The 23,860-nt window shown below is 60.2% G+C and carries 20 protein-coding genes, 2 tRNA genes and 1 pseudogene; 15 read left to right on the top strand and 8 right to left on the bottom strand.

What is annotated here, in order from left to right; genetic code table 11:
- Positions 1–50 precede the first annotated feature (50 nt).
- The 3 genes and pseudogenes from WOC76_RS13440 to crcB all read right to left on the bottom strand — a co-directional run bounded on the left by WOC76_RS13440 (position 51) and on the right by crcB (position 2,152).
- Positions 51–1,124 (bottom strand): 5-(carboxyamino)imidazole ribonucleotide synthase, encoded by a 1,074-nt coding sequence (locus WOC76_RS13440; protein ID WP_341106208.1) that lies wholly within the window; start codon positions 1,122–1,124, stop codon positions 51–53.
- A gap of 2 nt (positions 1,125–1,126) precedes the next feature.
- Positions 1,127–1,591: a 5-(carboxyamino)imidazole ribonucleotide mutase gene (gene purE, locus WOC76_RS13435; RefSeq protein WP_341108773.1), complete on the bottom strand. Its 465-nt coding sequence runs from the start codon at positions 1,589–1,591 to the stop codon at positions 1,127–1,129.
- Between the two features lie 130 nt (positions 1,592–1,721).
- A pseudogene (gene crcB / locus WOC76_RS13430) lies at positions 1,722–2,152 on the bottom strand (fluoride efflux transporter CrcB).
- A gap of 134 nt (positions 2,153–2,286) precedes the next feature.
- Here crcB and WOC76_RS13425 point away from each other — a divergent pair.
- The gene (locus WOC76_RS13425; protein WP_341106209.1) at positions 2,287–3,501 is read left to right on the top strand and encodes a cation:proton antiporter; all 1,215 of its coding nucleotides are present in this window, start codon (positions 2,287–2,289) and stop codon (positions 3,499–3,501) included.
- A 97-nt stretch (positions 3,502–3,598) separates the two neighbouring features.
- Here the strand turns inward: WOC76_RS13425 and WOC76_RS13420 are convergent, their stop codons facing one another.
- The 3 genes from WOC76_RS13420 to WOC76_RS13410 all read right to left on the bottom strand — a co-directional run bounded on the left by WOC76_RS13420 (position 3,599) and on the right by WOC76_RS13410 (position 5,631).
- Entirely contained in the window at positions 3,599–3,817 is a 219-nt protein-coding gene (locus WOC76_RS13420; protein ID WP_341106212.1) for a YdcH family protein, read from the bottom strand.
- Positions 3,818–3,899: 82 nt separating this feature from the next.
- Entirely contained in the window at positions 3,900–5,327 is a 1,428-nt protein-coding gene (locus WOC76_RS13415) for a protein adenylyltransferase SelO (protein WP_341106214.1), read from the bottom strand.
- Positions 5,328–5,451: 124 nt separating this feature from the next.
- Positions 5,452–5,631, bottom strand: a complete 180-nt coding sequence (locus WOC76_RS13410) for a YdcH family protein (RefSeq protein ID WP_341106216.1) — start codon at positions 5,629–5,631, stop codon at positions 5,452–5,454.
- A gap of 290 nt (positions 5,632–5,921) precedes the next feature.
- On the opposite strand from WOC76_RS13410, the gene WOC76_RS13405 reads away from it, so the two are divergent.
- From WOC76_RS13405 to WOC76_RS13355, 11 genes are all read left to right on the top strand, one after another.
- Positions 5,922–5,996, top strand: a tRNA-Val gene (locus WOC76_RS13405).
- A 102-nt stretch (positions 5,997–6,098) separates the two neighbouring features.
- Entirely contained in the window at positions 6,099–7,094 is a 996-nt protein-coding gene (locus tag WOC76_RS13400; protein ID WP_341106218.1) for a site-specific integrase, read from the top strand.
- 407 nt (positions 7,095–7,501) lie between these two features.
- Entirely contained in the window at positions 7,502–7,723 is a 222-nt protein-coding gene (locus WOC76_RS13395) for a hypothetical protein (RefSeq protein ID WP_341106219.1), read from the top strand.
- 114 nt (positions 7,724–7,837) lie between these two features.
- Complete coding sequence (locus WOC76_RS13390; RefSeq protein ID WP_341431444.1) at positions 7,838–10,864, top strand: VapE domain-containing protein; 3,027 nt, start codon at positions 7,838–7,840, stop codon at positions 10,862–10,864.
- Between the two features lie 1,019 nt (positions 10,865–11,883).
- Positions 11,884–12,489 carry a recombinase family protein gene (locus WOC76_RS13385; RefSeq protein ID WP_341106222.1) on the top strand — a complete coding sequence of 202 codons (606 nt, stop codon included), beginning with the start codon at positions 11,884–11,886 and terminating at the stop codon, positions 12,487–12,489.
- 580 nt (positions 12,490–13,069) lie between these two features.
- Complete coding sequence (locus WOC76_RS13380) at positions 13,070–13,561, top strand: hypothetical protein (RefSeq protein ID WP_341106225.1); 492 nt, start codon at positions 13,070–13,072, stop codon at positions 13,559–13,561.
- A 41-nt stretch (positions 13,562–13,602) separates the two neighbouring features.
- Positions 13,603–15,129: a hypothetical protein gene (locus WOC76_RS13375; protein WP_341106227.1), complete on the top strand. Its 1,527-nt coding sequence runs from the start codon at positions 13,603–13,605 to the stop codon at positions 15,127–15,129.
- Positions 15,130–15,158: 29 nt separating this feature from the next.
- A complete protein-coding gene (locus WOC76_RS13370) occupies positions 15,159–15,716 on the top strand; it encodes a hypothetical protein (RefSeq protein ID WP_341106228.1) in 558 nt (185 codons plus the stop codon).
- Between the two features lie 64 nt (positions 15,717–15,780).
- Positions 15,781–16,593 (top strand): hypothetical protein, encoded by an 813-nt coding sequence (locus tag WOC76_RS13365; protein WP_341106229.1) that lies wholly within the window; start codon positions 15,781–15,783, stop codon positions 16,591–16,593.
- 937 nt (positions 16,594–17,530) lie between these two features.
- On the top strand, positions 17,531–17,731 hold the full coding sequence (locus WOC76_RS13360; RefSeq protein WP_341106231.1) for a hypothetical protein: 201 nt from the start codon (positions 17,531–17,533) through the stop codon (positions 17,729–17,731).
- A gap of 72 nt (positions 17,732–17,803) precedes the next feature.
- Positions 17,804–18,022: a hypothetical protein gene (locus WOC76_RS13355; protein ID WP_341106232.1), complete on the top strand. Its 219-nt coding sequence runs from the start codon at positions 17,804–17,806 to the stop codon at positions 18,020–18,022.
- Positions 18,023–18,226: 204 nt separating this feature from the next.
- Here the strand turns inward: WOC76_RS13355 and WOC76_RS24340 are convergent, their stop codons facing one another.
- Positions 18,227–18,592 carry a Rap1a/Tai family immunity protein gene (locus WOC76_RS24340; protein ID WP_445730622.1) on the bottom strand — a complete coding sequence of 122 codons (366 nt, stop codon included), beginning with the start codon at positions 18,590–18,592 and terminating at the stop codon, positions 18,227–18,229.
- Positions 18,593–19,287: 695 nt separating this feature from the next.
- Between WOC76_RS24340 and WOC76_RS13350 the strand changes: the two genes are divergently transcribed.
- A complete protein-coding gene (locus WOC76_RS13350) occupies positions 19,288–19,512 on the top strand; it encodes a hypothetical protein (RefSeq protein WP_341106234.1) in 225 nt (74 codons plus the stop codon).
- 176 nt (positions 19,513–19,688) lie between these two features.
- Here WOC76_RS13350 and WOC76_RS13345 read toward each other — a convergent pair whose 3' ends face one another.
- A complete protein-coding gene (locus tag WOC76_RS13345; protein ID WP_341106236.1) occupies positions 19,689–20,183 on the bottom strand; it encodes a hypothetical protein in 495 nt (164 codons plus the stop codon).
- A 1,624-nt stretch (positions 20,184–21,807) separates the two neighbouring features.
- Here WOC76_RS13345 and WOC76_RS13340 point away from each other — a divergent pair.
- Entirely contained in the window at positions 21,808–22,011 is a 204-nt protein-coding gene (locus WOC76_RS13340) for a hypothetical protein (protein WP_341106237.1), read from the top strand.
- Positions 22,012–23,766: 1,755 nt separating this feature from the next.
- Positions 23,767–23,841: transfer RNA gene (locus WOC76_RS13335), tRNA-Val, on the top strand.
- The last annotated feature ends 19 nt before the right edge of the window (positions 23,842–23,860 follow it).

The raw sequence follows: 23,860 nt of genomic DNA, 5'->3' as shown, positions 1-23,860 counted from the left end.
GGAACAATAAGCTGGAGCCTCGATCCGATTCCATCGGATCGGAAAAGGCTCTAAGCGACCACCCGCGTGACATGGCCCATCTTGCGGCCGGGGCGCGAGTCCTTCTTGCCGTAGAGATGCAGGCAGGCGCCGTCCTGCGCGAGAATCTCGGCCCATTTGTCGGCCTCGGCGCCGATGAGGTTGCGCATGACGACCTGCCGGCCGTGGCGCATCGGCGCGCCGAGCGGCATGCCTGCGACCGCGCGCATGTGCTGCTCGAATTGCGAGGTGACGGCGCCGTCGAGCGTCCAGTGGCCGGAATTGTGAACGCGCGGCGCAATTTCGTTGACGACGAGCCGCTCGCCCGACCCCTCCGAGACGACGAACATCTCGACGGCGATGACGCCGACATAGTCCGCCGCTTCCGCGATGGCGCGGGCCATGTCCATGGCGGCGCGCGCCGTCGTCTCGCTGATGGCCGCGGGCGCGGTTGTCTGCGCGAGAATATGATGCTCGTGGACGTTCTCGCAGATGTCATAGGCGCGGAATTCGCCGTCGAGGCCGCGCGCGGCAACGACCGAGACTTCCTTGGAGAAGGGCACGAATCCTTCGAGAATGCAGGCCGCGCCGCCAAGCCCCGCGAAGGCCTGCGCGAGATCGACGCCTTCGCGTATCTGCGTCTGGCCCTTGCCGTCATAGCCGAAACGGCGTGTCTTCAGGATCGACGGACGCCCGAGGCGGGCGACGGCGGCCGTGAGGCTCCCGGCGTCCGTCACATCGGCGAAATCGGCCGTCGCGATCCCGAGGCCGCGCACGAACTGCTTCTCGACCAGCCGGTCCTGCGTGAGCGCCAAAACCTTCGGATTGGGCCGGACGGGGCAATGCGCCTCGAGCACTTCCGCCGTGCGCGCGGGGACGTTCTCGAATTCGTAGGTGACGACGTCGACAGAGTCCGCGAAGGCGGCGAGCGCCCCTTCGTCGAGAAAGTCGGCTTTCGTATGCGCGGCGCAAACGTCGAAGGCCGGATCGTCGGGGACGGGAGAGAAGACATGCGATTTCAGCCCCAGCCGCGCGCCGGCGAGCGCCAGCATGCGCGCGAGCTGTCCGCCGCCGAGAATGCCGATGGTTGCGCCAGGTTTGAGCATGGTTACGCCTCGTCGCGCGGCGTCTCCGCCACGCTCTCCGTCTGTTTCCGGCGGAAGGCGGCGAGCCGCGCCGCGAGCGCCTTGTCCGAGCGCGCGAGTATGCTCGCGGCCAGGATCGCCGCATTGATGGCCCCCGCCTTGCCGATGGCGAGCGTGCCGACGGGAACGCCGCCCGGCATCTGCACGATGGACAAAAGCGAGTCCATGCCTTTCAGGGCCGCCGATTCGATCGGCACGCCGAGCACGGGCAGATTGGTCATTGAGGCCGTCATGCCCGGCAGATGCGCCGCCCCGCCAGCGCCCGCGATGATCACGTCGAAGCCCTCGGCCTCGGCCCCCGTGGCGAAGGCGACGAGACGGTCCGGCGTGCGATGGGCGGAGACGATCCGCGCCGCGCAGGCGACCTCGAGCGCAGCCAGCGTTTCGACGGCGTGACGCATGGTCGCCCAGTCGGACTGCGACCCCATGATGACCGCGACGGGGATTTTCGGCTTCGCCACTTGATGTCCATCGGCTCGAGCGCGGGAAGCCAAGCCGCATAGACGAAGGGCCGCCCGGACGCAAGCCGCGCCTGGAAGCCTTTTGGACCGCCTTGGCCTACCCCTCCTCCTCGATGGGAAGCTGCGCGATCTTCACGGCCCCGCCATTGAAGCGGGCGGCGACGTAATGCCCGGCCGCGACGGCGGCCACGCAGAGCGCGACGGAAGCGACGATATTGATCCTGCCCGAATGACGGCCCCGCTGCGCAGGAAATCCAGCGTTTGCAGACTGAAGGAGGAGAAGGTGGTGAACCCGCCGCACAGGCCGATCATGACGAAGAGGCGGACGTCCTCGGAAACGGGAAAGCGCCCCTCCGACAGGGTGAGGGTTCCAAAGAAGCCCATGACGAAAGAGCCCGTCACATTGACGAGCATCGTGCCCAGTGGAAGCGTCTCGCTCGCTGGCAGCTTCCACAGCGAAAGCGCGTAGCGCGCCAATGTGCCGGCGGCGCCGCCGAGCATGATCAGGAGACAGGTGGCAAGCGACATTCGCGCGCCTCGACAGGGGCGTTAGTAAACCTTTGAATCCTTCTTGGCGTTCGACGATTTTCATCGCGACGTCGTCCGGCTCGCGCTAGAAAGGCTCCGTCTTCAGCAGATTTCATGGGCCTATGGACGCGCAATTGACCCAAGCCGTCGCCACGCTGGCGGTGGCGATGATCGTCGCCATCGCCGCGCGGCGCGCGAGGCTTCCCTATACGGTGGGCCTCGTCGTCGTCGGCGCCATCGTGACGCTGTCGAAGCCCGATTTCGGACCGCATCTCACGCATGAGTTCATTTTCGATCTCATCCTGCCGCCGCTGCTCTTCGAGGCGGCGCTGTCGCTATCCTGGCGGGAGTTGCTGCGCGACTCCGTTCCGCTGCTGACGCTTGCCGGCCTCGGCACGCTGATTTCGGCCGCCGCCGTGGCCTGGGCCTGCGTCGAGGTCCTGCATTGGTCCATGCCCTCGGCCCTTGTCTTCGGCGCGCTGATCGCTGCTACGGATCCCGTCGCCATCATCGCCATGTTCAAGGACAATGGCGTAAAGGGGCGTCTGCGGCTCCTCGTCGAGAGCGAGAGCCTGCTCAATGACGGCGCGGCGGCGGTGCTCTTCGTGATGGCGCTCGCCTGGGCCGAGGGCCGCGACGCCGGCGAGGGCGCCGGCGAGATCGCCCTCACGCTGGGACGCATCGTCTTCGGCGGCGTCGCCGTCGGCGCGCTCACCGGGGGCGGCGCGATCGTGATCGCCATGGGAACCGCCGAGCATATGATCGAGGCCGCGCTCACGACCATCGCCGCTTTCGGCTCGTTTTTCCTCGCCGAGCAGTTCCATGTCTCGGGCGTGCTCGCCACTGTGACGGCCGGACTGATGATGGGCAATCTCGGCCTGCTGCGGGAGGACAGCCGCAGCTATCTCTCCTACAAGGGTCGCGAATTCGTCCACGGCTTCTGGGAGTTCGCGGCCTTCCTCGCCAACTCCATGGTCTTCCTGATGATCGGGGTCGACGTCGCCTCGACCCCCTTCCAGAATTACGGCGCGTCGCTCATCCTCCCGGTGATCGCCATCGTGCTCGCCGCCCGCGCGCTCACCGTCTATCCTCTGAGCGCGCTGTTCCTGCCCACGCGCTGGCGGATCAGCCTCGGCGAGCAGCATGTGCTGTGGTGGGGCGGGCTGCGCGGCGCGCTCGGCCTGGCGCTGGCGCTGTCGTTGCCCGAGACGCTGCCCCAGCGCGACGTGATCGTTGTCTCGACCTTTGCGGTGGTGGCCTTCTCGATCGTCGTGCAGGGGCTGACCATGCCGCTGCTGATGCGCGCGTTGGGCTTCATGCCCGCCGGGGATCAGTCAGGTAAGGGGTAAATCTTCCTGGCTGCCAGCGCCGCGCCGCGGCGACGGCAGGCCCCTGTGGGCCGAGAACTCCTTCCGCTGCTCGGCCGGCGCGCGCGCGCGTCGACCTTCAGGCGATGATGTCGGGGGTAATCTGGTCCTCGAGGAAGACGATGCGATCACGCAGCGCCAGCTTGCGCTTCTTGAGCCGCTGGATTTGCAGCTGATCCGGCGCGCCGACGGTAATCAGCGCGTCGATCGCGGCCTCGAGATCGTGATGCTCCAGCCTCAGACGCTCCATCTCGGCGCGGATGGCGTCCTGATCGGCTTCCCTGGGATTGTCATTCATGCCGCAACACCGCCCCAAGGCGTAGAGAATCGGTGCAAGGATTATCGCGCGGGCGTGACGGCTCATTCAAGCAGAAAGCGCCTCAGGTCGAGGCGAAGCCGTAGGCTTCGCGCATGTCTGCAATCTCCGAAAGCTTTCGCTCGAGCGCCGACCAGTCGTTCGCCTCCGCGATCGGGCTCCAGATGGCTTCGACCTCGTCGATGAGCATGGTGCAGGGCGCCGGGCGGCGGAAATAGGGGTGATCCAGCCGCGCGTCGGCCGCTGTCTCGTGCTCGGCGAGGGCGTCACGCACCGGGCCGAATTCCGGCGCCTCATAAAAGTCGGCCGCGGGGCTGGCCTTGGCGCGCGCGGCGCTGGCCAGCCCGCCGCGCCAGTCGAAGAACGCCTGCTCGAAAGGCGCGCGCGACGCCAGAAGGAAATCCGTGAACGCCTTGGAGAGGCGCGCATCGGCGTCCTCTCCGGCCGGGGTCAAAGCCAGGCGGCGGAGCAGGGCGTCGCGGAACGCCTTTTGTATCGCGAGAGCGAAGCCGTCGAGTATCTCCTGCGCGGCCTCCAGGCCGGTAAGGTGCAGCAGGCATTCCGCGAGTCGCGCCAGATTCCACGCCAGCGCGCTCGGCTGGCGGCCGAAGGAATAGAGCCCGACCTCGTCGAAATATGCTGCGGTGAAGTGCGGATCATAGGTCGGGGCGAAGCGCCAGGGGCCATAGTCGAAGCTCTCCCCGGTGATGTTGATGTTGTCGGAGTTCAGCACGCCGTGGACGAAGCCGGCCGCCATATAGCCGGCTCCGAGCCGAGCCACGCGCGCCGCGACTTCATCGAGGAAGGCGCGCGCCTTGTCCGCTGGCGGGAGCGCAGCGAGCGCCGGGAAGTAATGGCGGCAGACATATTCCAGCAGCCGCTCGATCGCCGGCTTGTCGTCATGGAAGGCGAGGCGCTGGAACGTGCCGATGCGAATATGCGAATGCGAGAGCCGCACGAGGACGCTCGAGCGCGTGGGAGAGGGCTCGTCGCCGCGAATCAGCGCCTCGCCGGTTTCGATCAGGCTGAAGGTCTTGGAGGTGTCGACCCCGAGCGCCTCCAGCATTTCCGTCGCCAGTATTTCCCGCACGCCGCCTTTGAGCGTGAGGCGCCCGTCCCCGCGCCGCGACCAGGGAGTCTGGCCGCTACCCTTGGTGCCAAGATCGAGCAGCCGTCCGTCCAGCCTGTCGCGCAGCTGAGCGAAGAGAAATCCCCGGCCGTCGCCCAGTTCTGGATTGTAAACGCGGAACTGATGGCCGTGGTAGCGCAGGGCGAGCGGCTGCGGGAGGCTGCCCGGCAGCGGCTCGAAGCGTCCAAAATGAGCGATCCATTCCGCGTCGGTCAATCCGTCGAGACCGACGCGCGCCGCCCAGCGCTGGTTCCGGTAGCGCAGGATGGTCTGGGGGAAGGGGGCGGCTTCGACCCGGTCGAAGAAGGGGTCGCCCAGGCTCTCGTGCAGGGTTTCGGGGCAGTAGCTTTCGGTAAGCGGCATCAAGCAGTCTCGCTACGGGCTTCCGCCGGCTGAGGCGGGGAGCGCGCCAAAAAAATAAGGCGGAGAACCCTCCGCCTATATCGAGACGTCTTGTCTTGAAAGCCCCGATGACCAGGAACGCCGCTTAATGGCGCGTTTCGCTTATCGCCAACTTGGCCAGTTCGTCCTTGATTTGCAGCTTTTTCCGCTTGAGCTCGATGATCTTTGTGTCGTCGGCGTTGGGATGGAGCTGCTCTTTTTCGATTTCCTTCTCGAGCGCCTCGTGGCGGCGTTGGAGTTCGACGATATGACCCTGCAAGGACATGCGGAACCTCCTTTGTTACCCCCCTCCTGCGAGGAGCGGCACGGCCAAGCATGACACATCCTCAGCCGCCTGCAAGGCACGAATCGTCGCGCCTGTCACAAATCTTTCGTCGCGGCGCCAAAGGCTCTTCACTATTCCCCGATCTCGCCGCGGCGCGGGCGCAGAGAAGGCCGGTTTTCCGGCTCTCGGGCGCGCGAATGATTTTTTGGTCACAAAGGCGCTTGCGCCCCGGCGCGTCCGCCACTATACACACGCCACCCGAACCGCCGCCGAGGCGGAACCCCGGAAGGGGGCGCGTAGCTCAGCGGGAGAGCACTACGTTGACATCGTAGGGGTCACAGGTTCAATCCCTGTCGCGCCCACCATCTAAGTGGTTGATCGAGAAAAAGTTTCTTAGTCGCCACCGAAGCAAGAACACCTCCATCTTTTCAGTCTGTCACGCCCTTGTCACAACGACGGAGCGACAGATGGCGACTTTGCGTAAACGCGGGTCAAAATGGCAGGTTCAGGTAAGGCGCGAAGGACACAACCTCTCCAAGACATTCCACCTAAAAGAGGATGCGCTCAGGTGGGCCAGAGAGCGGGAGTTAAGCATTGACCGGGGCGAACTGATAAGCTCAGGCAACGCTAAGGTGGCCTCAGGGACTATCATTCCTACCCTCAGTGATGTTCTTGGCCGCTACCAGCGGGACGTGTTGCCCGCCAAACGCTCGGCGGGGCCTATAGAAGACTTCCACCTAAGGGCCGTTCTGAGGCACGAAATCGCCGACACTCCGCTGTCAGAGTTTACCTCAGTCGCCTTGGCTCGCTACCGGGACGACCGGCTGCGGGTCGTATCGTCCGGGACCGTCAACCGTGAGCTTGGCATAGTTCAACACGCGTTGAAAGTTGCCCGCGAAGAATGGGGTCACTCCATCGCGCCCACACCGATAAAGAAGCCTTCTCCGGGAGCACCAAGACAGCGTAGGCTCAACGATGACGAGCTTGCCGCCTTGCGCACTGCCTTGGGCAAGTGTCGCAATCCGTGGGTAAAGCCCGCCTTTCTGTTTGCGCTCGCCACGGGGATGCGACGCGGCGAAGTCCTGTCGCTGACGTGGGCCAACGTAGACATTGAGGCGGGGATTGCGTTTCTTCCGATGACGAAGAACGGCCATCCTCGTTCCGTGCCTCTGTCTCCACAGGCTCTTTCTGTGCTGTTGGAATTCCAGCGAGGGGAAGGAGACATCATCTTCCCAATCTCAGCGAACAGCCTGAGGTTGGCTTGGGAACGCGTCAAGAGGAGGGCAGGGGTCATGGACCTTCGTTTCCACGACCTTAGGCATGAAGCCATCAGCCGCTTTTTCGAGCAGGGGCTGTCGGTCCCAGAGGTGGGCCTTATCAGCGGCCATCGCGACCCGAGGATGCTATTCCGCTACACTCATTTGCGATCAGCTGATGTTGCGAAGAAGTTGCGGCTGCTCTAACGGAAACCGCGAAATGCGGTAGCAAACTTCACGAACTCGCTACTTCATTAAACGAACTCCAGCATCACAAGCCACGTATCGAAGGATGCGTGGCTTTTTTCTTTTGTCTATTCGCTCTCTTGTAGTTCGCATGCGGCGATCGATCGAACGAATTCACGAATAGAAGTTAGAGATCGAGTCATTCGTAACAAACGCAATCGCATCGAATTTAAGCGAAAACTCATTGTTTTAAATGCAATAGAGTAATTAATTAAGCAATTAACGGCGTTTAACAGAAGCATAATGGCTTTATACCTTTGGCTTAACTGAATTTTATTATACTGAGCGGTTCTTTTGCGCTTGTCGAAGACGCGACCCTGCGCGAACTATTGGCGGGTAGGTATAACCCCGCAGGGAGTCCACGCTCCATGCAAACGCCCAAGAGGATGCGCCGCCGAGCGCCAGCGCGGATCACGTTTTCGACCCGTCTTCTCCCAGCCGACGCCGACCGTATCGACGCGGCGGCGCAAGAGCTTGATCTATGTCGGAATGACTTGATCGCGGCCATGGCGAAACTCGTGCTCGGAAGCCCCGAGCATCGGGCCGAGCTCGCCGCTGTCGTGCGCGAGCCGATCGCCGCGACGGCGTAATAAGCGCACCGGGCGTCGGCGGACCCTGCGGCGGCCGACGCTCTCCCACAAACGAATGAAGGCGTCCGGTCGGAAGCCAGACGCCTTCGGTAGCGATGTAGAGGATTATGACCGATGGATATTAGGTTTTCCCCTCGAAAAAGCAACATGCGCGCGACCCTCGATAGAGGCGCTACAGCGCATTTGCGTCCCTCATTTTTTCAGGACCGTTTGGCAGCCGTGAAAGGCGCGCCCCAAGAGGGCGGCGCTGTCATTCTCCGGTTCGTTGGGCGGGAAGCGTGGGAGTTTGCGAAGGCGGTTCCGCCGCGACCTTACACATGCGACGGGGTCGGCGCGGTTGGCGGAGAGCAAGCACAAGAGCCGCGTCCCGACCCCGCCGGGCAAACCGCTGGCGTCAACGGCAAGCCGCATCCTATCCTTCCGACCGAACATCCACACTCTTACACAGTGCTGCGCGCGGTCCTTCCGGCGGCGGCGCTTCTAACCAAGGAATTCACCAAAGATCGCCAGTGGATCAGCTACGGCGGCAAGGGCAACAGGCCCGGCGCGTTCCTTTACTCCGCGCGGACCATCGACGTTGTCTCCCTCGACGCGCTCGAAGCTGAATTGCGCCTGCTCGACAAAGAGCCGCGATGCTGCTTCGTCGCTGGCGCTGTCGCCGAGGGAACCGACCGCAGCAAAATGCGGCGCATCAAACTAGAACACAAGGATAAGAAGACTGGCGAGGTTCATCCGCCAACGCTGCGCGACGTTCCCCGGCGTCTATTGCCGCTCGACGTGGACTCGCTTGATTGCCCCGATGGGGCCGATCCTAAGGATTTGAACGCGGCGGCGGCGCATATCCGTGCCCAATTGCCAAGCGCCCTGCGTAACGCCGCCTGCATCGCGCAGGCGACGAGCGGCCACTGCATCAAGCCAAAACTGCGCTTCCGCATGTTCTTCCTGATGGATCGCGCCTTAACCTCTACTGAGATAAAAGCGTGGCTGGCCAATGTGAAGGCTCCGGTCGATCTTTCGATCTATCAGCCACAGGCGGTCGTCTATACGGCTGCGCCGGTCTTTGAGGACGCGAGGCATGATCCGCTTCCGGGCGGGCGCATCGTCAGACTCGATGGTGCTGAGTTCGTCACGCCGCCGCCGGTCGAATGGTTCGAAGCTCTCGCAAAGCCGTCAAAGCCGCGTCCCGACCGTGAGACCGTCATTTGCTCTGACGATTGGCGCAAGCTCCAAGAGGCGCTGACGTTCGTTCCCGACGCCGACGTTTACGAAACATGGCTCAAAGTCGGTATGGCGCTGCATTGGGCGCTGGAGAACGCCGAAGAGCCGACCGACCTTGGATTGGAGCTTTGGGACGAATGGTCTCAGACCGCCGATAATTACGACCCCGCCGCTCTCGAAGCCAAATGGGATAGCTTCGACGCGACGCGTGGCGGCGCACATGGACCGACCACGGTTGGATATATCCTCACGACTGCGCGTGAGCATGGATACAAGGACACACTCGACGATCAGATGATCCGCGAGCGGATCGAGAAACTGCATCGTGAGACAGAGAGCTTCGACAAATTGAGCCCGGAATATGCGGCGCTCAAAGATCAAGCTATCGAGCTATTCTCGAAGTCGTCCGACAATTACCGTGGCGATCCGAAGGAGAGGAAATTCTTCTGGCATCAATGGAATATGGACGCCACGACGCTTAGAAAGCGTCTTGAAGCCTATGACAGGAAAAATCCTAAGCCCAAGCCAAAACCAGACCCAGAACCCGGCGAGGGCGCTGGCATGGTTTTCGGTAAAAATGGACCGATCAGCAACGTCTACAACGCTTTCTATCTTCTGACGCATCGGCCGGACATGCGCGGCGTCTTTCGCTTCAACGAAATGACGCTAGAGGTTGAAGTTGCTCGGCATATCCCCGGCTGCGACGCATACGGCGAGTATCCGCGCACGCTCGAAGAGAATGACATTACCCAGACAATGCGTTGGTTGCAGGCGGACGCGCAGGGCCTATCGACGATTTCTGACAGCAATACGCGCAAGGCGATTGAGGACGCCGCGCGCCTCGACGCTTATCATCCCATACGTGACTGGTTGCAGGGGCTCGTATGGGATGACGTCGCGCGCCTCGACGACTGGCTCTTCACTTACGCGGGCGCGAAGGTTTCCAAAGACCCTGAGCAAGCCGAGAGGGACCGCGCCTATATCCGCAAGATTGGGGCATGGTTCCTTATGCAAATGTGCGCCCGCGTTAGCGAGCCGGGTTGTCAGGCGGATTACGTGCTGACGGTCAAGGGTTTGCAAGGTTTTGAAAAGAGCAAGGCCGGGCGCGCCCTTGTGGGAGACAAATACTTCACTGATAATCTTCCCAAGATCAGCAATGAGGCTGGCGCGCTTCGTAAACTCGGACTCCATGTAAAGGGCCGCTGGCTTGTCGAATTGTCGGAACGCGCTTCGGTCGGGGAGTTAGAAGATTACCGCGCTTTCGTCACGCGCCGGATCGACAAATATCAGCGCCCATTCGGACGCGGCGAAGTCGATCAGCCGCGCCAATGCTGCTTTTTCTCCACGACCAATGACAACGAGCCTTTGCGCGACGTTACGGGCAATAGGCGCGATTGGGTCTTTGAGAGCGAGGGATTCGATATTCCGGCGCTGCTACGTGATCGCGAGCAGTTGTTCGCCGAAGCCTATCATCGCTACCGCAGCGGGGAACGCTACTGGCCGACGCGAGAGGAACAGGCAGGCGAGTTCAACGTGCAACAGGACGCCAACCTGCTGACGGAACCTTGGCAGGAAATGCTGGACGCGTGCCTCTCGCCGTTTGAATCGGTCAAGGGCGTCTGCCTGCCGCCGGAATCCATTCTTGATTGTCTAAAAGATCGGCTCGGAAAGGTCGTCTATGGGAAGCAATATGGCCCGTTTTTGAGACGACTTGGATGGGAGAACGAACCCTTCCGCATTCAATCCCGTGGCGGCACGCTCAAACGATATTGGCGGCGCGCTGATCAGCGGGAACTCTGGGCATATGACGATGAAGGCGTGGAACAAGTGAAGCCTCAGTTTCTCGTTTGGAAGCCGCGATCAGCGGAAGCTGTAGGGAATTTCTACCTTTCCGACGCTCTGCCGGGAGGTATTGATGGGTAGACATGAGGCTCGACCGCGACGGCGGAAACAGCATATTTTGAAGCTAAGCCGCAAAAAAAGCAGTGTAGCTTATGTTGAGAATAGCGGCGCTTGTGGTAGCGAAATGCTGCGCTCGTGTTTCGCCTTTCGGCCTTTGTCTTGGCGCTAGCGATTTGCTGTATCAAGCGCAAACGCCCAGAACTGCTGGGCATTTTGGCTGTTACAGCGCCAAGTCCGCGAAACAGCAAAGAGAGAGGGGCGCTGTGACTGGCGGAAGCGCCTGATTTGCCCGCCAATTTTCGCTTATTTTTATATCCTTATTACAGCAGTTACAGCAGTTACAGCATAGATGGATAAGAGGGCATAGGGGATTTACGATGGATATGTTTATGCTTACGCCTATGCCTGTATGTCTATATGCACTTCCCATAAAGAAGTTGGAAGCGTTTTTCGGCGTTTGCTGTAACGCCCAGAAAACATAGGTTTTGTGAGTTACTTGGGCGCGGCTGTTACAGTGTGCTGTATAAATTCAAGTTCTAGCTTGTATGGACATGGGGAACCCGACGTTCGGAGAGTTTTTGGGTGACCCAGCGCAAGGCATTTCTCGCCTTTCCCGTGCCCCGTGGGCGCGGTTTTAGCGGTCGGGGCGGGTAAGCAGCTCTCGACCAGTTTGGCGCATCGGCGAGGCGCTGTAGGGGCTCGGTTTGCCGAGCATAAACACACGCCGTCGCTTCCTATTTTTTCTCGGGGCACGCTCGCCGCCCGGCCGGGCGCTCGCCCGCCGCCGCAATGTCGCCGTGTCGCCTTGCGCCTATAGAGCCAACCGATGCGGTTGCGGGTCTGCCGACTGCCCGCGCTCGGTTGGCGGCTCGTTGGCCTAGCTCTCCGGCGAGCCGCCTCTTTTGCGCCGCATGTCTCTCAATAGAGCTTGCCCATGCGATAGGGGCGCAAGAGCGCCTAAAAACCTATCACACACATTGATTTTCAAGTTTTGATAGCTAACTATCGCAGTGTGCATGTTCCTATTGATAGGAAACGCAATGCTGATCGGATACGCCCGAACCTCTACCGTGGAACAAGTCGCCGGGCTCGAAGCGCAGGAACGGGACCTTCGCGTCGCCGGGGCGGACAAGCTCTTCGCCGAGCAAACGAGCAGCGTCGGTGCTCGCCCGCAATTAGAGGCTGCAATCGACTTCGCCCGCGAGGGCGATACGATCGTCGTCACGCGCCTTGACCGGCTGGCGCGCAGCGTTCGGCACTTGCTCGAAATTGTCGAGCGGCTCAACGCGAAGAAAGTCTCGCTCCGCATTCTCGGCATGGGGATCGACACTTCGACCCCGACCGGGCGGCTCATGCTCCAAGTCGTCGGCGCTATCGGGCAGTTCGAGCGCGAGATTATGCTCGAACGCCAGCGCGAAGGAATTGCCAAGGCGAAGGGCGAGGGGCGTTACAAAGGCCGCGCCCCGACTGCCCGCGCCAAGGCCGCCGACATTCGCCGCCTCGCCGCCGAGGGCCTAACAAAGCAGGACATCGCCGATCAGCTCGGAATTGGGGTTGCGAGCGTCTACCGTGTGCTTAGCCAAGAACGCCTAAAGGAGGGAGGTTGGTCTCGGCCCTCCGTAACCACCACAATTGACGACTTTTAACCACCTGTTAACCTTTGGCAAACTCCAAGCCGTGTCTTGTGCGAGCGCGCGTTGACCATGCGTATCATCGTCGTAGACGCTCAAACGGACCGCATCTGCGGCGATATAGCGGATGTTGAGGCGACCCTCGATGCTCCCCCGAATGGCAATAAGCTAGAGCGACTCTGTAAGGCTGCGGCTCGCTCGATAAATGGGGATATGCAAGAAGCCTATGAGTTCGACTGTTTTGCGCCTTGTGAGAAGGCCCCCGGCTACTTCGTGTTCCTTGCAAACGAGGACGGCGGGAATGGCCTAGACGATCAAGCCTGCCCCGTGAACTTGGGCGAAGTGTTCATGCGGTCCTTTTACCTAGGTTATGTCCACCGCCGTCCTCAGTAGCCGGTAGCCTCTGCCTTGGCCCACGCAAGGCGGGGACCAAATGGCAGGGGAGTCAGGTCGCGCGGCTTAGGGCGCGGGGCCTGATCGGGCGCACGTTACGCTTGGACGCCCCCTTGCCTTTATCTGTAACGTTATAACATTGCGTATAGTATAGTTCTCATGTAGTCAGCTGCCTATGCCGCAAGCTGGACAATTAGAAAGTTTGAAGAAGAAGGGGCGCTCGCGCGTCACGAACGCGCGTGTATCCGGCCGCATCAACGCGCGCGCTCTCTTCGTCGGGGAAATCGACGGAAGAAGCCTATGGGCTCGCCGATACCGCGATCTTGTCTGCGCCTATGTCGATGACGCTGGCGGCGTCCACGCCCTGTCCGAACTCCGCCTGTCTCTCATTCGCAGGGTCGCGGCATTGACCGTGGAGGCCGAGCGCCTCGAAGTGGACCTCGCCAGCGGACGCGAGGTCGATGTTGACCTGCTCGCCCGCCTGTCCTCGCATATCCGGCGCATCGCCGAGACCATTGGCCTAGACAGAGCGGTAAAAGACATAACGCCAAGCCTGAGTGATATCGTCGCCCAGCACGCCGCGCCCTCTAGGAGGCTCGCCGACACGCCGAAAGCTCGCGCCGCGACAATCCTAGAGGCGGACCCCTCCGCGCCGCTCTACGGCCCTCCTGAGCCCAATGCGGAGGCGGAATGAGACCGCCGATCCCGCTCCGCGTCGCGCTCGAAAGCGAACATTTGCTCGCCCCGCTTATGGGCGGCGAGAGCCGCGAAGCCATGCGCGCGGTTCTATTGGCGTCGCAGGGGGAACCTCTTACGGACTCCGAATACGAACATTGGAACCGGCTAACCCTACGCGAAGAAGCGCCATCCTCCCGCGCCGAAGAGTGCCATATCATTGGCGGCAGGCGTTCCGGTAAAACGTCGGGCGTCGCGGCGCTGGCGATATGGGCTTCCGCCTTATGCGATTATCGCGATTGCTTAACGGTTGGCGAGCGCGGCGTCGTTCTGATCGTCGCGGAGAACCAACGACAAGCGAAGATTCTCTTTCGCTATATCGCCGCAGGCTTCTACCAGTCGCCCACGCTCGCAAAGATGATCGAGGGCGAGACTGCCCTAACCCTGACTCTGAATAACAATACGTCAATCGAGGTTCACAGCGCCGACTTCCGCGCCATTCGTGGCATGTCGGTCGTGCTCGCTTGCATCGACGAAATTGCGATGCTCCGCAACGACCAAAGCGCAAATCCCGACTTTGAAATCGTTGAAGCTATTCGCCCCGCATTGGTAACGACGAAAGGTCAGTTATTCACAATCGGAAGCCCCTACAGCCGCAGGGGCTTTCAATACGATGCACTGACCAAATATTACAAGCCGGACGGCGACCCTCGCATCATCGTGGCGAAGGGCGCAACGCGCCTATTCAATCCAACCGTCCCGCAAAGCGTCATAGATAAGGCGCTGGCGCGCGATCCCGTTACAGCCGCCGCCGAGTGGCTGGCGGAAGCGCGTTCTGATCGGGCAGCATTCGTCTCTCTTGAAAACGTCATGCGCTGCGTCTGTCCCGGCTTGCAGGAAATCCCGCCGGAAATCGGGGTCCAATATACCGCCTTTGCCGACGCTGCGACGGGCACGGGAACGGATAGTTTCGCCTTCTGCATCGGCCATATGCAGGACGAAAAATGCATCGTCGATTGCCTACGCAACATACCGCCAAAGTTCTCCCCTGATGCAGTTGTCGCCGAGCTATGGCAGCTTGCCCATTCCTACGGCGTGACGACCGTATTCGGCGACAACTTTGCGAGCGGCCTTGTGCGCGAGCTATGGTCCCGAAACGGCGTTACGTATGAGCCAGTGAAAGAGAACAAGAGCCAACTTTATATCAATCTACTTGGCGTCATTAACTCCGGCATGATCGACTTGCCCGACGATAAGAAGATGATTCAGGAGCTTGTGAACCTCGAAAGGCGCACGGGCTTCGGCGGTCGCGATAGGGTTGATCATCCTGACGGGCCATACCACGACGACAGCGCCAATGTGATTGCTGGCATTGCGTCCGTCATTCGCGAGGACGCTGGCGGCGTATTGCTCGACACATATCTGCGCGCCATGGGCGTGAAGCCCACGCATTTTGAAGAACGTCAAATCCGGGAAGAAGCCGAACGAAAGGCGCGCAGGGAACAGGCGGAAGCCGCATCCATCCCGACGCTCAAAGAGCAACCTTCGTCGATTGGCGAATCTGCCAACCGGTTTCTCAACCTGTAAACGCAGCATCCCAAGAAAGGTCCGCAACCATGTCAAATACCCTCAAACATATCGAAGCCTTGCAAGCGGCTTCTCTCGAACTGGAATCTCAACTCCGCGCCAGCGGTCAATATTCGCGTGACTGCAATCGCGTGAACGATGCAATCACTCGAGGCGATAAACGGGGAATTGCGCTCTTGTGGGGCCGCGAAGGAAAAATGGAAATCGTCGATTTGAACGGCGGGAGCAAGCATTGCGCCGTGAAAGAAACGGACGGTAACGGCGTGACGGTCGAACATGATTTCCCGACGTGGACGAACGAACAGCGTCGCGAAGAAAGCACGCGCATCATGGAAGAGGGCGCGGAGAGCTATAAGCAAATGGGCGGCACGGAATGGGAGAAAGCCGCCGCGCATTCGTATGAGCCGGGAAATAGGACGGCGGGGCGCTTCGAACCGCAATCACTCGCCAAGAATCCGACCGGCGACGCCGCACGACTGGCGAAAGAGAACGCCGCCAAGGAAAAGGCGTATCGCGCCGACGCTATCGCCCGCAATGAACGCATCTTCGCCGCCATGAAAGAGCGCAGCGCGCAGATTCATCGCTAATCGACGAAGGAGGGGCAATGGTAACAGTTCTGTTACCATTGCTTCCGCCACAGGAGTCGCCCCCATGGGCACAAACCAGAACCCACGCCAGCAACTCGCCGCCGCCATCGAAGCCAACGCCGAGGCGCTCGCCGCTATGCACAGCGCCGAAAACATGCTCGCCCGCGCCAATGAAATGCTGGGGGCGCTGCGTGAGAGACGAGCGGATTTCGACTCGCTCAATTCGCAAATCGCCACGGCGCGCGCCGACCTTTTAAAGCAGGCGCTTGAAAGCGAAGAGAACGCCCATCTGCTAACCGAGGAACCGAGCGGCTTTGCGGCGGCGAAGATAAGCCGCGATAATCTCGACCTAAAGATTGCTGGGGTTACGGATTCAGTCACCGTGCTTCAATCCGAATTGGTCGAAGCCCGCAAAGCGGCCGAACTTGCTGATTTTTGCGTGGACGAAGCACGGGCGGCTGTTTTTTGCCAAGAGGCGGAAACCCTTGCGGTCGAATTCCATGAACGCCTCCAAGAGGTGCGCCACATGAGCCTGCAATTGGGCTTCATGTCCGTGCGCCCAGTGCGGCGAAATCCCGAGACGATTCAGCACCATGACGGCCCTTACTATGGGGGAACTGGCGCTACGTCCACAATCACAATGCCAAGAGTCGTCACGGAGGCGACCGCAGAAGATATCATGGGCAGTTACTTCCGGCGCAATACGCCTCACAAGAAAGATGCAATCGCCGCCGCCGTTCAACAATGGTGGAGCGCGTTGCGCCATGATCCGAATGCAACGTTGGGGGAGGAAACGAAAACCGAATTGTTTCCGCCTCGCGTTCGCTCTGACGCTTCCGCCACCGACGCGGCACTAGAACAAGTGACGGCCGAATAATGAACAAGCTCCCCGCTTGCGATTTGCCCTTCTTCCCGCGAGCGGGACGCGCCCGGCCATGGGAACCAACAGCGCCCTCATTGGTCTTGGCTCGAGCCGGGAGTCGCGGGCGCTCTTGGATGCGTTGCGTCTCGCGACTCCTTCAATTCCCTTTCGCCATCCGCGGCACTCCTGCGCTTTGCATCGCCCCGAATGGCGGAAAGCGCCGGGGGAAATCGCGACTCCTCCCCCGGCGATCAATTCGAATGCGAGGTTTATCTCCCCTCGCCTTGTCTGAGCCCGCGCGAGGGGGACGCGCATCGCACACACCACTTGCGCGGGCTCGCCCCATGGTGAATGAATGAAACCGCTCACGCCATTCTTCTTTGGGCAACTCGCCGACGAAGGGATTCGGCCGTGCTGAAAGGAAGCTTCGTCCATTCGCAGTTTACGTGCTGTGAATATGATGGCGTTCCTTGGCGAAGAAGGCCCGGCGAGTCTGCCGAAGGATTCGAAAAACGAGTGACGCAAGATATTCGCGAAATGCTGTGCGCCACAAAACAAACGCCAATCGACGATGAACCCGCAACGATTGCCGTTTGTTGAATCCGCGAGAGGGCGCTTTCTAGGATCGAATGACATGGAATCGGAGAAACCAAAACAGCGACGCGGCTTTGCGTGCATAAGCCCCGAGCGACGCGCCGCCATCGCCAGCAAGGGCGGGAAGAGCGTTCCGAAGGAATCGCGATCCTTCTCAATGGATCGCAAGCTCGCAGAAAGCGCCGGGCGCAATGGCGGCAAGGTCACGGGACCGAGGAAGTCGCGGCGTGGAACGGGGCGGGAGCGATAATGGCGTCTTGCTCACGTGAGGGGCAACTTCAACCAAATACCTGACAATAAAATCCGCGCGGAATGCCCCGCGCGCTAGATAATGTGCGGGGCTCAGTCGGATGCGGCGATGAAGAATCAGACAGTTGAAGAAGGACTTCGCAGGGAGCTTGCCGAGGCCAAGAAGCTTGTCACTTCGCTCAGAGCGGAAATCGAGGAACTACACAAGGACGCGGAAGTGCTGCGTCTCTCGCGCGAACAAGCGATCAGCATGATCGAAAGCACGCGCGCCGAGCTGTTAGGACTCAAACATCGCAATGGGTGGAAATAAAGGGTGGGTGCCACGCAGCCGGGGGCAATCATTTTTCGTTGTTTGAATCCAACCGCGAAGGGCGAACCTGAAATGGCCAGCTTCGGCTATCCGACCGCCGACGCGCTCGTCGCCGATCTACAGGCGGCGCAAACCGCCCTCGCTACGGCCGTCGCCGATGGCCCGGAGGCGTGCGAAGCGCCGGGCGGCGCGCTCTATGGCGGCCCGCGCCCGACCACGCAGGCTGCGGCGACAATGGCGGCGACGGTCGATGCGCTCGCGGCCTATGTCGAGACCCTCGCGCCGGAGTAAGCCCGCGTTTGTTGATTCCTTCACGGCGCGCGTCATGTGAAGCTGGCCGCCTTGCGCATCCGAATGCGAGGCGCGGTCCCGGAGTGTGGGAGAAAACTTGGAGGCCGAGAGCTTGCTTTGCGGCCTCCCGCGCCCTGCCCACCCGGCGCGAGGCGAAGGCGGGTTTGCACAGAGGGGGCTACTGGCAGCTGCGCCAAAAAGGGCTCACCGCCGGTTGCGACATGGCCACGCTTCCGTCAAAGCGTCTCGCGTAAGGAACCTAAAATCCTCGTTGGTCTTCTCGGGGTGTTGGTCCAAGTAACGCGTGACAACCCTTATAGCTTGGCTGTTAGTTGCGCCCTTTGGGGCGCACACGCCGACTGACGGGCTGACTGAAAGGATGGTCTCGACTGTTCCCATACAGTAGCCGATTTTCATCGCTTCGAAGATGTCGGCGCGAATGTGTTCGGCGAGGGCGGCTTTCCTACAAGGTTCGAGGTAGGAGTTTCCTGAGTTAAAATCCTCTTCGGCTTCTGCATCCGGGGTGCCTAGAATCGCTAAACTCAAAAATACGGCATACCGTTTTCTCATGGTGCCATTATCCTTGCAGTCTCAAATCGGACAGAGGTTGGGAGGTGTGGAAGCTCCCGGTAACTTGACACCTTGCGCGTTAACGCAGCGGGGCAGTCGTCCTCTGATGTCCTTGCTTGTAAGCCTACAGGGAACATCAGCCCCCGACTACTTTCTACCGAAAACGCCTCGGTAAGCTAGACGGCACGCGGTCACTTCGGCGGGCTCTTAGGCGGCTAAACCGCCAAGCCCGTGCGCTGAGAGGCAGGCGGGGGCTTTTGGCAAGGGACTCGACGGGCCGGTCACGCCGCCCGCGCCGTGGTCCGCGCCACGCCCCCACTGAGGGGCTGACAGGAAGCCCGTAGAGCGGTGTTTCACACCGGGCCGGGGGCCATATTCGGCCGCCGCTCGGTCGCGCGGATGGGCGAGGCTCTCTTGTGGATTCCGCAAAAGACGGAAGCCAAGCAGCTTAGACTTGCGCCCGCAAGTCGGAATCCGCGCCACTCGGGGAGCGTCTTACGGTCGCCCGTAAAGGCGGCGAAAGGCGCGCGAGGGGTGGCTCTCTTGTAACGGTAACAAGTGATCAGTCACGCGTGATTGATCAGCCAATATCGTTTCACCTTAATCTTAGCATTCGATAGCAGTTGGTTTACGATCCCCGTAAACCACTCAATATTGTTACTTGATATGATCGGCCACTCGAAGAGGCTATCGGTATGCGGCGCTTGACGCTCGCTTTGAAGCGCGCGCTGATCGCGCGTGCGAGCATTGCGGCGAGTCCTTCACGCCCCAACGCGGGGGCGTGCGGGGGCGTGCGGGGGCGCTTCTGCTCTACCAAGTGCCAGGTTGCGGCGCTGCCTCGCAATTTCGCTCTTCTCTTGCTGCGGCTGGCGCTCGCCGAACTCGTCAGAAACATGTCGAACGACAGACCCGACTCCTGAATTCGACAGCGCCAGAAGTTGCGCGGAAAATTTTTTTATAAGTGCGGCCCGACCGTAAATCCCAGCCGGGCCGCTTGTCACTCAGACCGCCCTATAGGCCCCAATGTAAGCGCCTATCCTTGGCCAGAAGGTGGGCTAGTTTGAGCGTCATGCGATGGCCTTTGCGTGCATTGGTTTTAGCGCGACGGGTTCGCTTGGCTTCCCGTGATTTCTTCCGGCGGCTGCCAGACTGTGTTTGAATTCGCACGCGCGCTTGCGTTGGTGCTATTCCGCGCGTTTGAATTGGACCGACTATCGGCTACAGCCTTCTCAGCAATCTGCCACTCTTCGTCGCTCCAGTTTTTAGCGTCTGTTTGGGCCGAATTCGAACCCATGGACGGCACGACGGCCCTGATGCCACTCTTTATCTTTTCGCCAAGCGACTCTTCTGAACCGCGCGCCGATCCATACGCATTTAACGGGATTTGCCTTAGTTGAGGTGTAAAATTCGTGTCGTTGGATGGCGTCGTCTCAGTTGGCGCTTGCTGTGCAATCGCGAAGCCTGCTTCGGGAAGGCTTGCGACACGACGAGGCGTTGCTGTGTTCGCGGTATAGGCTAGGATCGCTAGAAGGGCCAATAAGGCCGAAACACCGACGAAGTGCCGATTAATGCTGGCTGAGAGCGTCATCATACCCGCTCCTTGGTTCGGCAGAGTTTGCGTGGGGATTGGAGAGCCAAAGGCCTCCGTGATAGCGTCTTTAGGTAGAGGGATGTTTTTGATTTCTAGCGTTGCCAGTGACCATGTGAGGGTGCGGCTTTCGTTCGTTTCTCTTGCTCAAACCCGCTCGGAACTTATTCGTGGCGCGAATTCGCCCTTTTCCTAATGTGACTGGCCCTCGCGGAGGTTGTTAAGAAACACCCCAGATGACAAAGGCGATTAGTAGAACGGATGTTTGGTAGCCTCGCAACCTTTAGGCTCGCTGTCTTGATCAGCGTGAAGAAATCGAGTATGCGTGTCCCTGTTCCGTTATGCGTCGGGCGCTCGTGCATCTCACAAGCACGCAATCAAAAATCCAAAAGCCCCGCTGGATCACTCTCCAAATAACTTGTGTTGAAAGGGACCATGACTTCAATCGCTTGCGAAGACGCTTCGCTCATTGAACGTGAAATTGGCAACGCGCTTAAATCTCACTACGGATAAGTTGTGCGTGAGCCATTGCCCGACAAAATGCAAGTGCTGCTAAAAGAACTGGCGGCGAGAGAGGGGCGTCGCGGCGTAGATGATCGAGATGGGTCTTCGGCGGTTCGCACAGGCTGAACCAACCGAAATAGACGGCCCGCCCGGAGGCGGCCTACAGGCGAGCCGTCGCTTTGCCCCCTAAAAATTCTCTCTTAAAAACACAACCACGGTAGCCCGCGCCTGCCACAGTGCAAATGCGTATTTTCCACCATTGCGTGAGCGTTATTGACCGTTAGGCTCAGCCTCTTCTGCGCAAGCAGACGAGTCGAACTAGCAGCGAACCTTTGGCTACGGGCTGCCAGTTCGATGAGCGCCGACTCGGCGGATGGAGTGAAAAACTGCGCGTGGGCCAGCGCCGCAGTCGGTGCAACGCCAAGCGGTTCACGAGTGGTGCTGACACTGGCAGATGAATGTGCCCGACGTTGCAGGGATCATCCGACGCTCAATCCCTTACCAAAGCGTTAACTGCGGCAACATGGACGGCGGGGACATAGAGACGCCTCAATCCGTTAAAGGTCAGTTAGCACAAGAACGACCGGGGGCGGCGGCCGGGATAGGCGGACCGGGATACAGGCGCGCGAATGATCAGGGGCAGATCATGGCGCAGCTTGTGTCGGTTGTTCTTGGCTTGGCCGGTGCTCTTAACGCGTCTCAGGGGAGAGGGAGAGGGCCGGTAGCGTTTACTCGATGACTGCAATTGCCAGATACAGCCAGCGAGCCACCCAATCGATAGTGAACGAAATCGCGAGTAGCGCGACAAACAGGAGCGATAGGGAAAAGTGGTGGAACTGCATCACACGCCTCGTCCCACTCAAACGAGCCGCGCTAGGTAAACGTTCCCCCTTCTACTGTAAGGGTTACGGCTTGGCGGGCGCTTTATAAACGCGATAGTAAAAATCTTCTGTGGCTTGGTCCTACTGCCACACCGCCCGCGCCGGGCCTTGGGGCAGATGCGAGAGCCGGGGTCGGTCCGACATGCTATGGCTTCACTGTTTCAACGATTGCTAAGAAGTGCGATTTTAGGCAGACTTACAGAGTAGGGCTTGAAAGCTGTCGATGGTAGGCGACTGAAAAAATGCCCGGACTCATCATTGCCTTCGGAATTGCGCTGTCGCTTGCAGCCCTCCTGCACGTTTATTCCATCGAGACGGCGTCAAGGAGCGACCTTCCTGCAAAAAAGCGGCGCTTCAATGCCTTTGTGTATAGCCTGCTCGCGATCCTGATTTTCGTTGTGTCCTTTTATGTCGCGGATGCGCTGATCAGCTTTTCGTGGTGGTAAGCTTTATCGAATCACCCAACTAGCCGAGCCCATGCGACAAGTCACCGCTCGGTTTATGCCGATTGCGGCAAGCTCACGACAACGCCAGATTTGGCTCATGTCTATCCGAGCCCCAATCGCAAACGCCGTGCTCTTCTCCGTCGTCTTCGCGGCGATAGCCGGACTCGCCGTGACGGTGGCTGGCGGCTAGAAATCGGCCTCTCGACGCCAGCCAGCCGAGGTTTGCGGCATTTCCAAACGCCTTCCGTCCACTAAGTTTCGTTGGGCTATACCCAAGGGGCTAAAGTGGATCGCCAATCTCCCAGCGCGCCCTCATCCACACTGTCGGCGGAACAAGCAGGGCCGGATGGGGAAATTTGGGCGACGGCTTTAAAATTCGGGATGATCCAAAGGCATCTAGAGGAGACTGAGCGCCACGCTACTCTGGGGAAGAGGATCGTTGAAGAGCAAAGACGGCGGGTGGCCGAACTCGAGCGCGAGGGTCACGATGTCCAAGCGGCGCATTATCTGCTGAACCTTTTCGAAGAAATCCAAACGATGCATGTTAGCCATGGAAAGAGGCTTCAAGAGGAATTAGACAAGTTTTGGGACAAGGCATAAAGCCCCTACATTCCTCGTTCTGCCACAGTATGAAGGCTATCGAGCGCGAAGAATATTACATCGCTTGCGCCTGCTGCATGCGCACAACCACGCGGCGCGGCAAACGGATGATAGATTATGGAACGGTCGCTTGGCTTGGCGAAGATGACCTGCTCGGCGATCAGCAAAAGCCAAACCCCAACCGTCAAACGAATCGCGCCGGAGCGCATAGGGGCGGGGGCATGATCGACGGTCTCACGCGCGATCAAACTCGCCCGCATAGCGAAACGAGCAGGCGCTGCCGGAAGGCGAGCGCCGGGGCATGAGCGACGGACTCGCTCGTATCAGGAAAACCAAACCTTAGCCTTCAAGCGAAGCGCGCCGAGGGCGCATGGGGGCGAGGGGCGGGGCATGAGCGACGATTGTTGAAGGACCCCTCGCAGGAGCGGCTGTTTGAAATGGGCGGCCCATTAACACGCTTGGAGGCCCCACAGAGATTGGACTTGTCCTCCCTGTGGGGCTTTTGCTCAGTCGAAGACCAAGCCTCCGACAAACTTCAGAACCAGCCATCCTATCAGGAGTTTGAAGAGCAGACCCATGGTCAACCTCGCGCTAGTTATCCACACCTTATCCCCAGAAGGGGCGGGCGCGCGGCGGCGTTCGACCATGATGCAAAAATAGAACGGAAAGCGACCCGTCCCGAAGGTTCGCGAGCCCGTCAAGCGAAGAGCGCCGGGGCGCATAGGGGGCGGGGCCGGAGCATGATCGCGATGGCCTCATGCGCGCGACCCACCCGCACAGCGAAACGAGCAGGCGCTTGCGCTCGCACAATCAGGCAAAACCGTCCGCAGAAAAATCCACGACTCGCTTCGGCGGCAAAACAGACCGTAGCCTTGACCGATCCCTATTTGTCACACTGGCGTCACACCGAAAGGGGTTTGGCAAGCAAGAAACAGTAAAGCTCGTGTAGGGCGACCCTGTTTGAGAGCTTGCGTGGCGGTTAGCTATGCAACAGTAAGGCTTGCGTCAGCAAAGCTGTTTGAGTTAAGCAATGGCTTAGGGTAACAGTCTGGAAAGACAGGTGTTCTTTAGAAGGTAGCTCTCTCTCTGCGCCCCGGCGCGTCCGCCACTATACACACGCCACCCGAACCGCCGCCGAGGCGGAACCCCGGAAGGGGGCGCGTAGCTCAGCGGGAGAGCACTACGTTGACATCGTAGGGGTCACAGGTTCAATCCCTGTCGCGCCCACCATTCAAATCAGAGACCTCGA

It is taken from the genome of Methylocystis sp. IM3 (genome assembly GCF_038070105.1).
Taxonomy (GTDB): Bacteria; Pseudomonadota; Alphaproteobacteria; order Rhizobiales; family Beijerinckiaceae; genus Methylocystis.
Note: the sequence above shows the minus strand (reverse complement) of the source record. Positions and strands in the feature narration are given on the sequence as shown.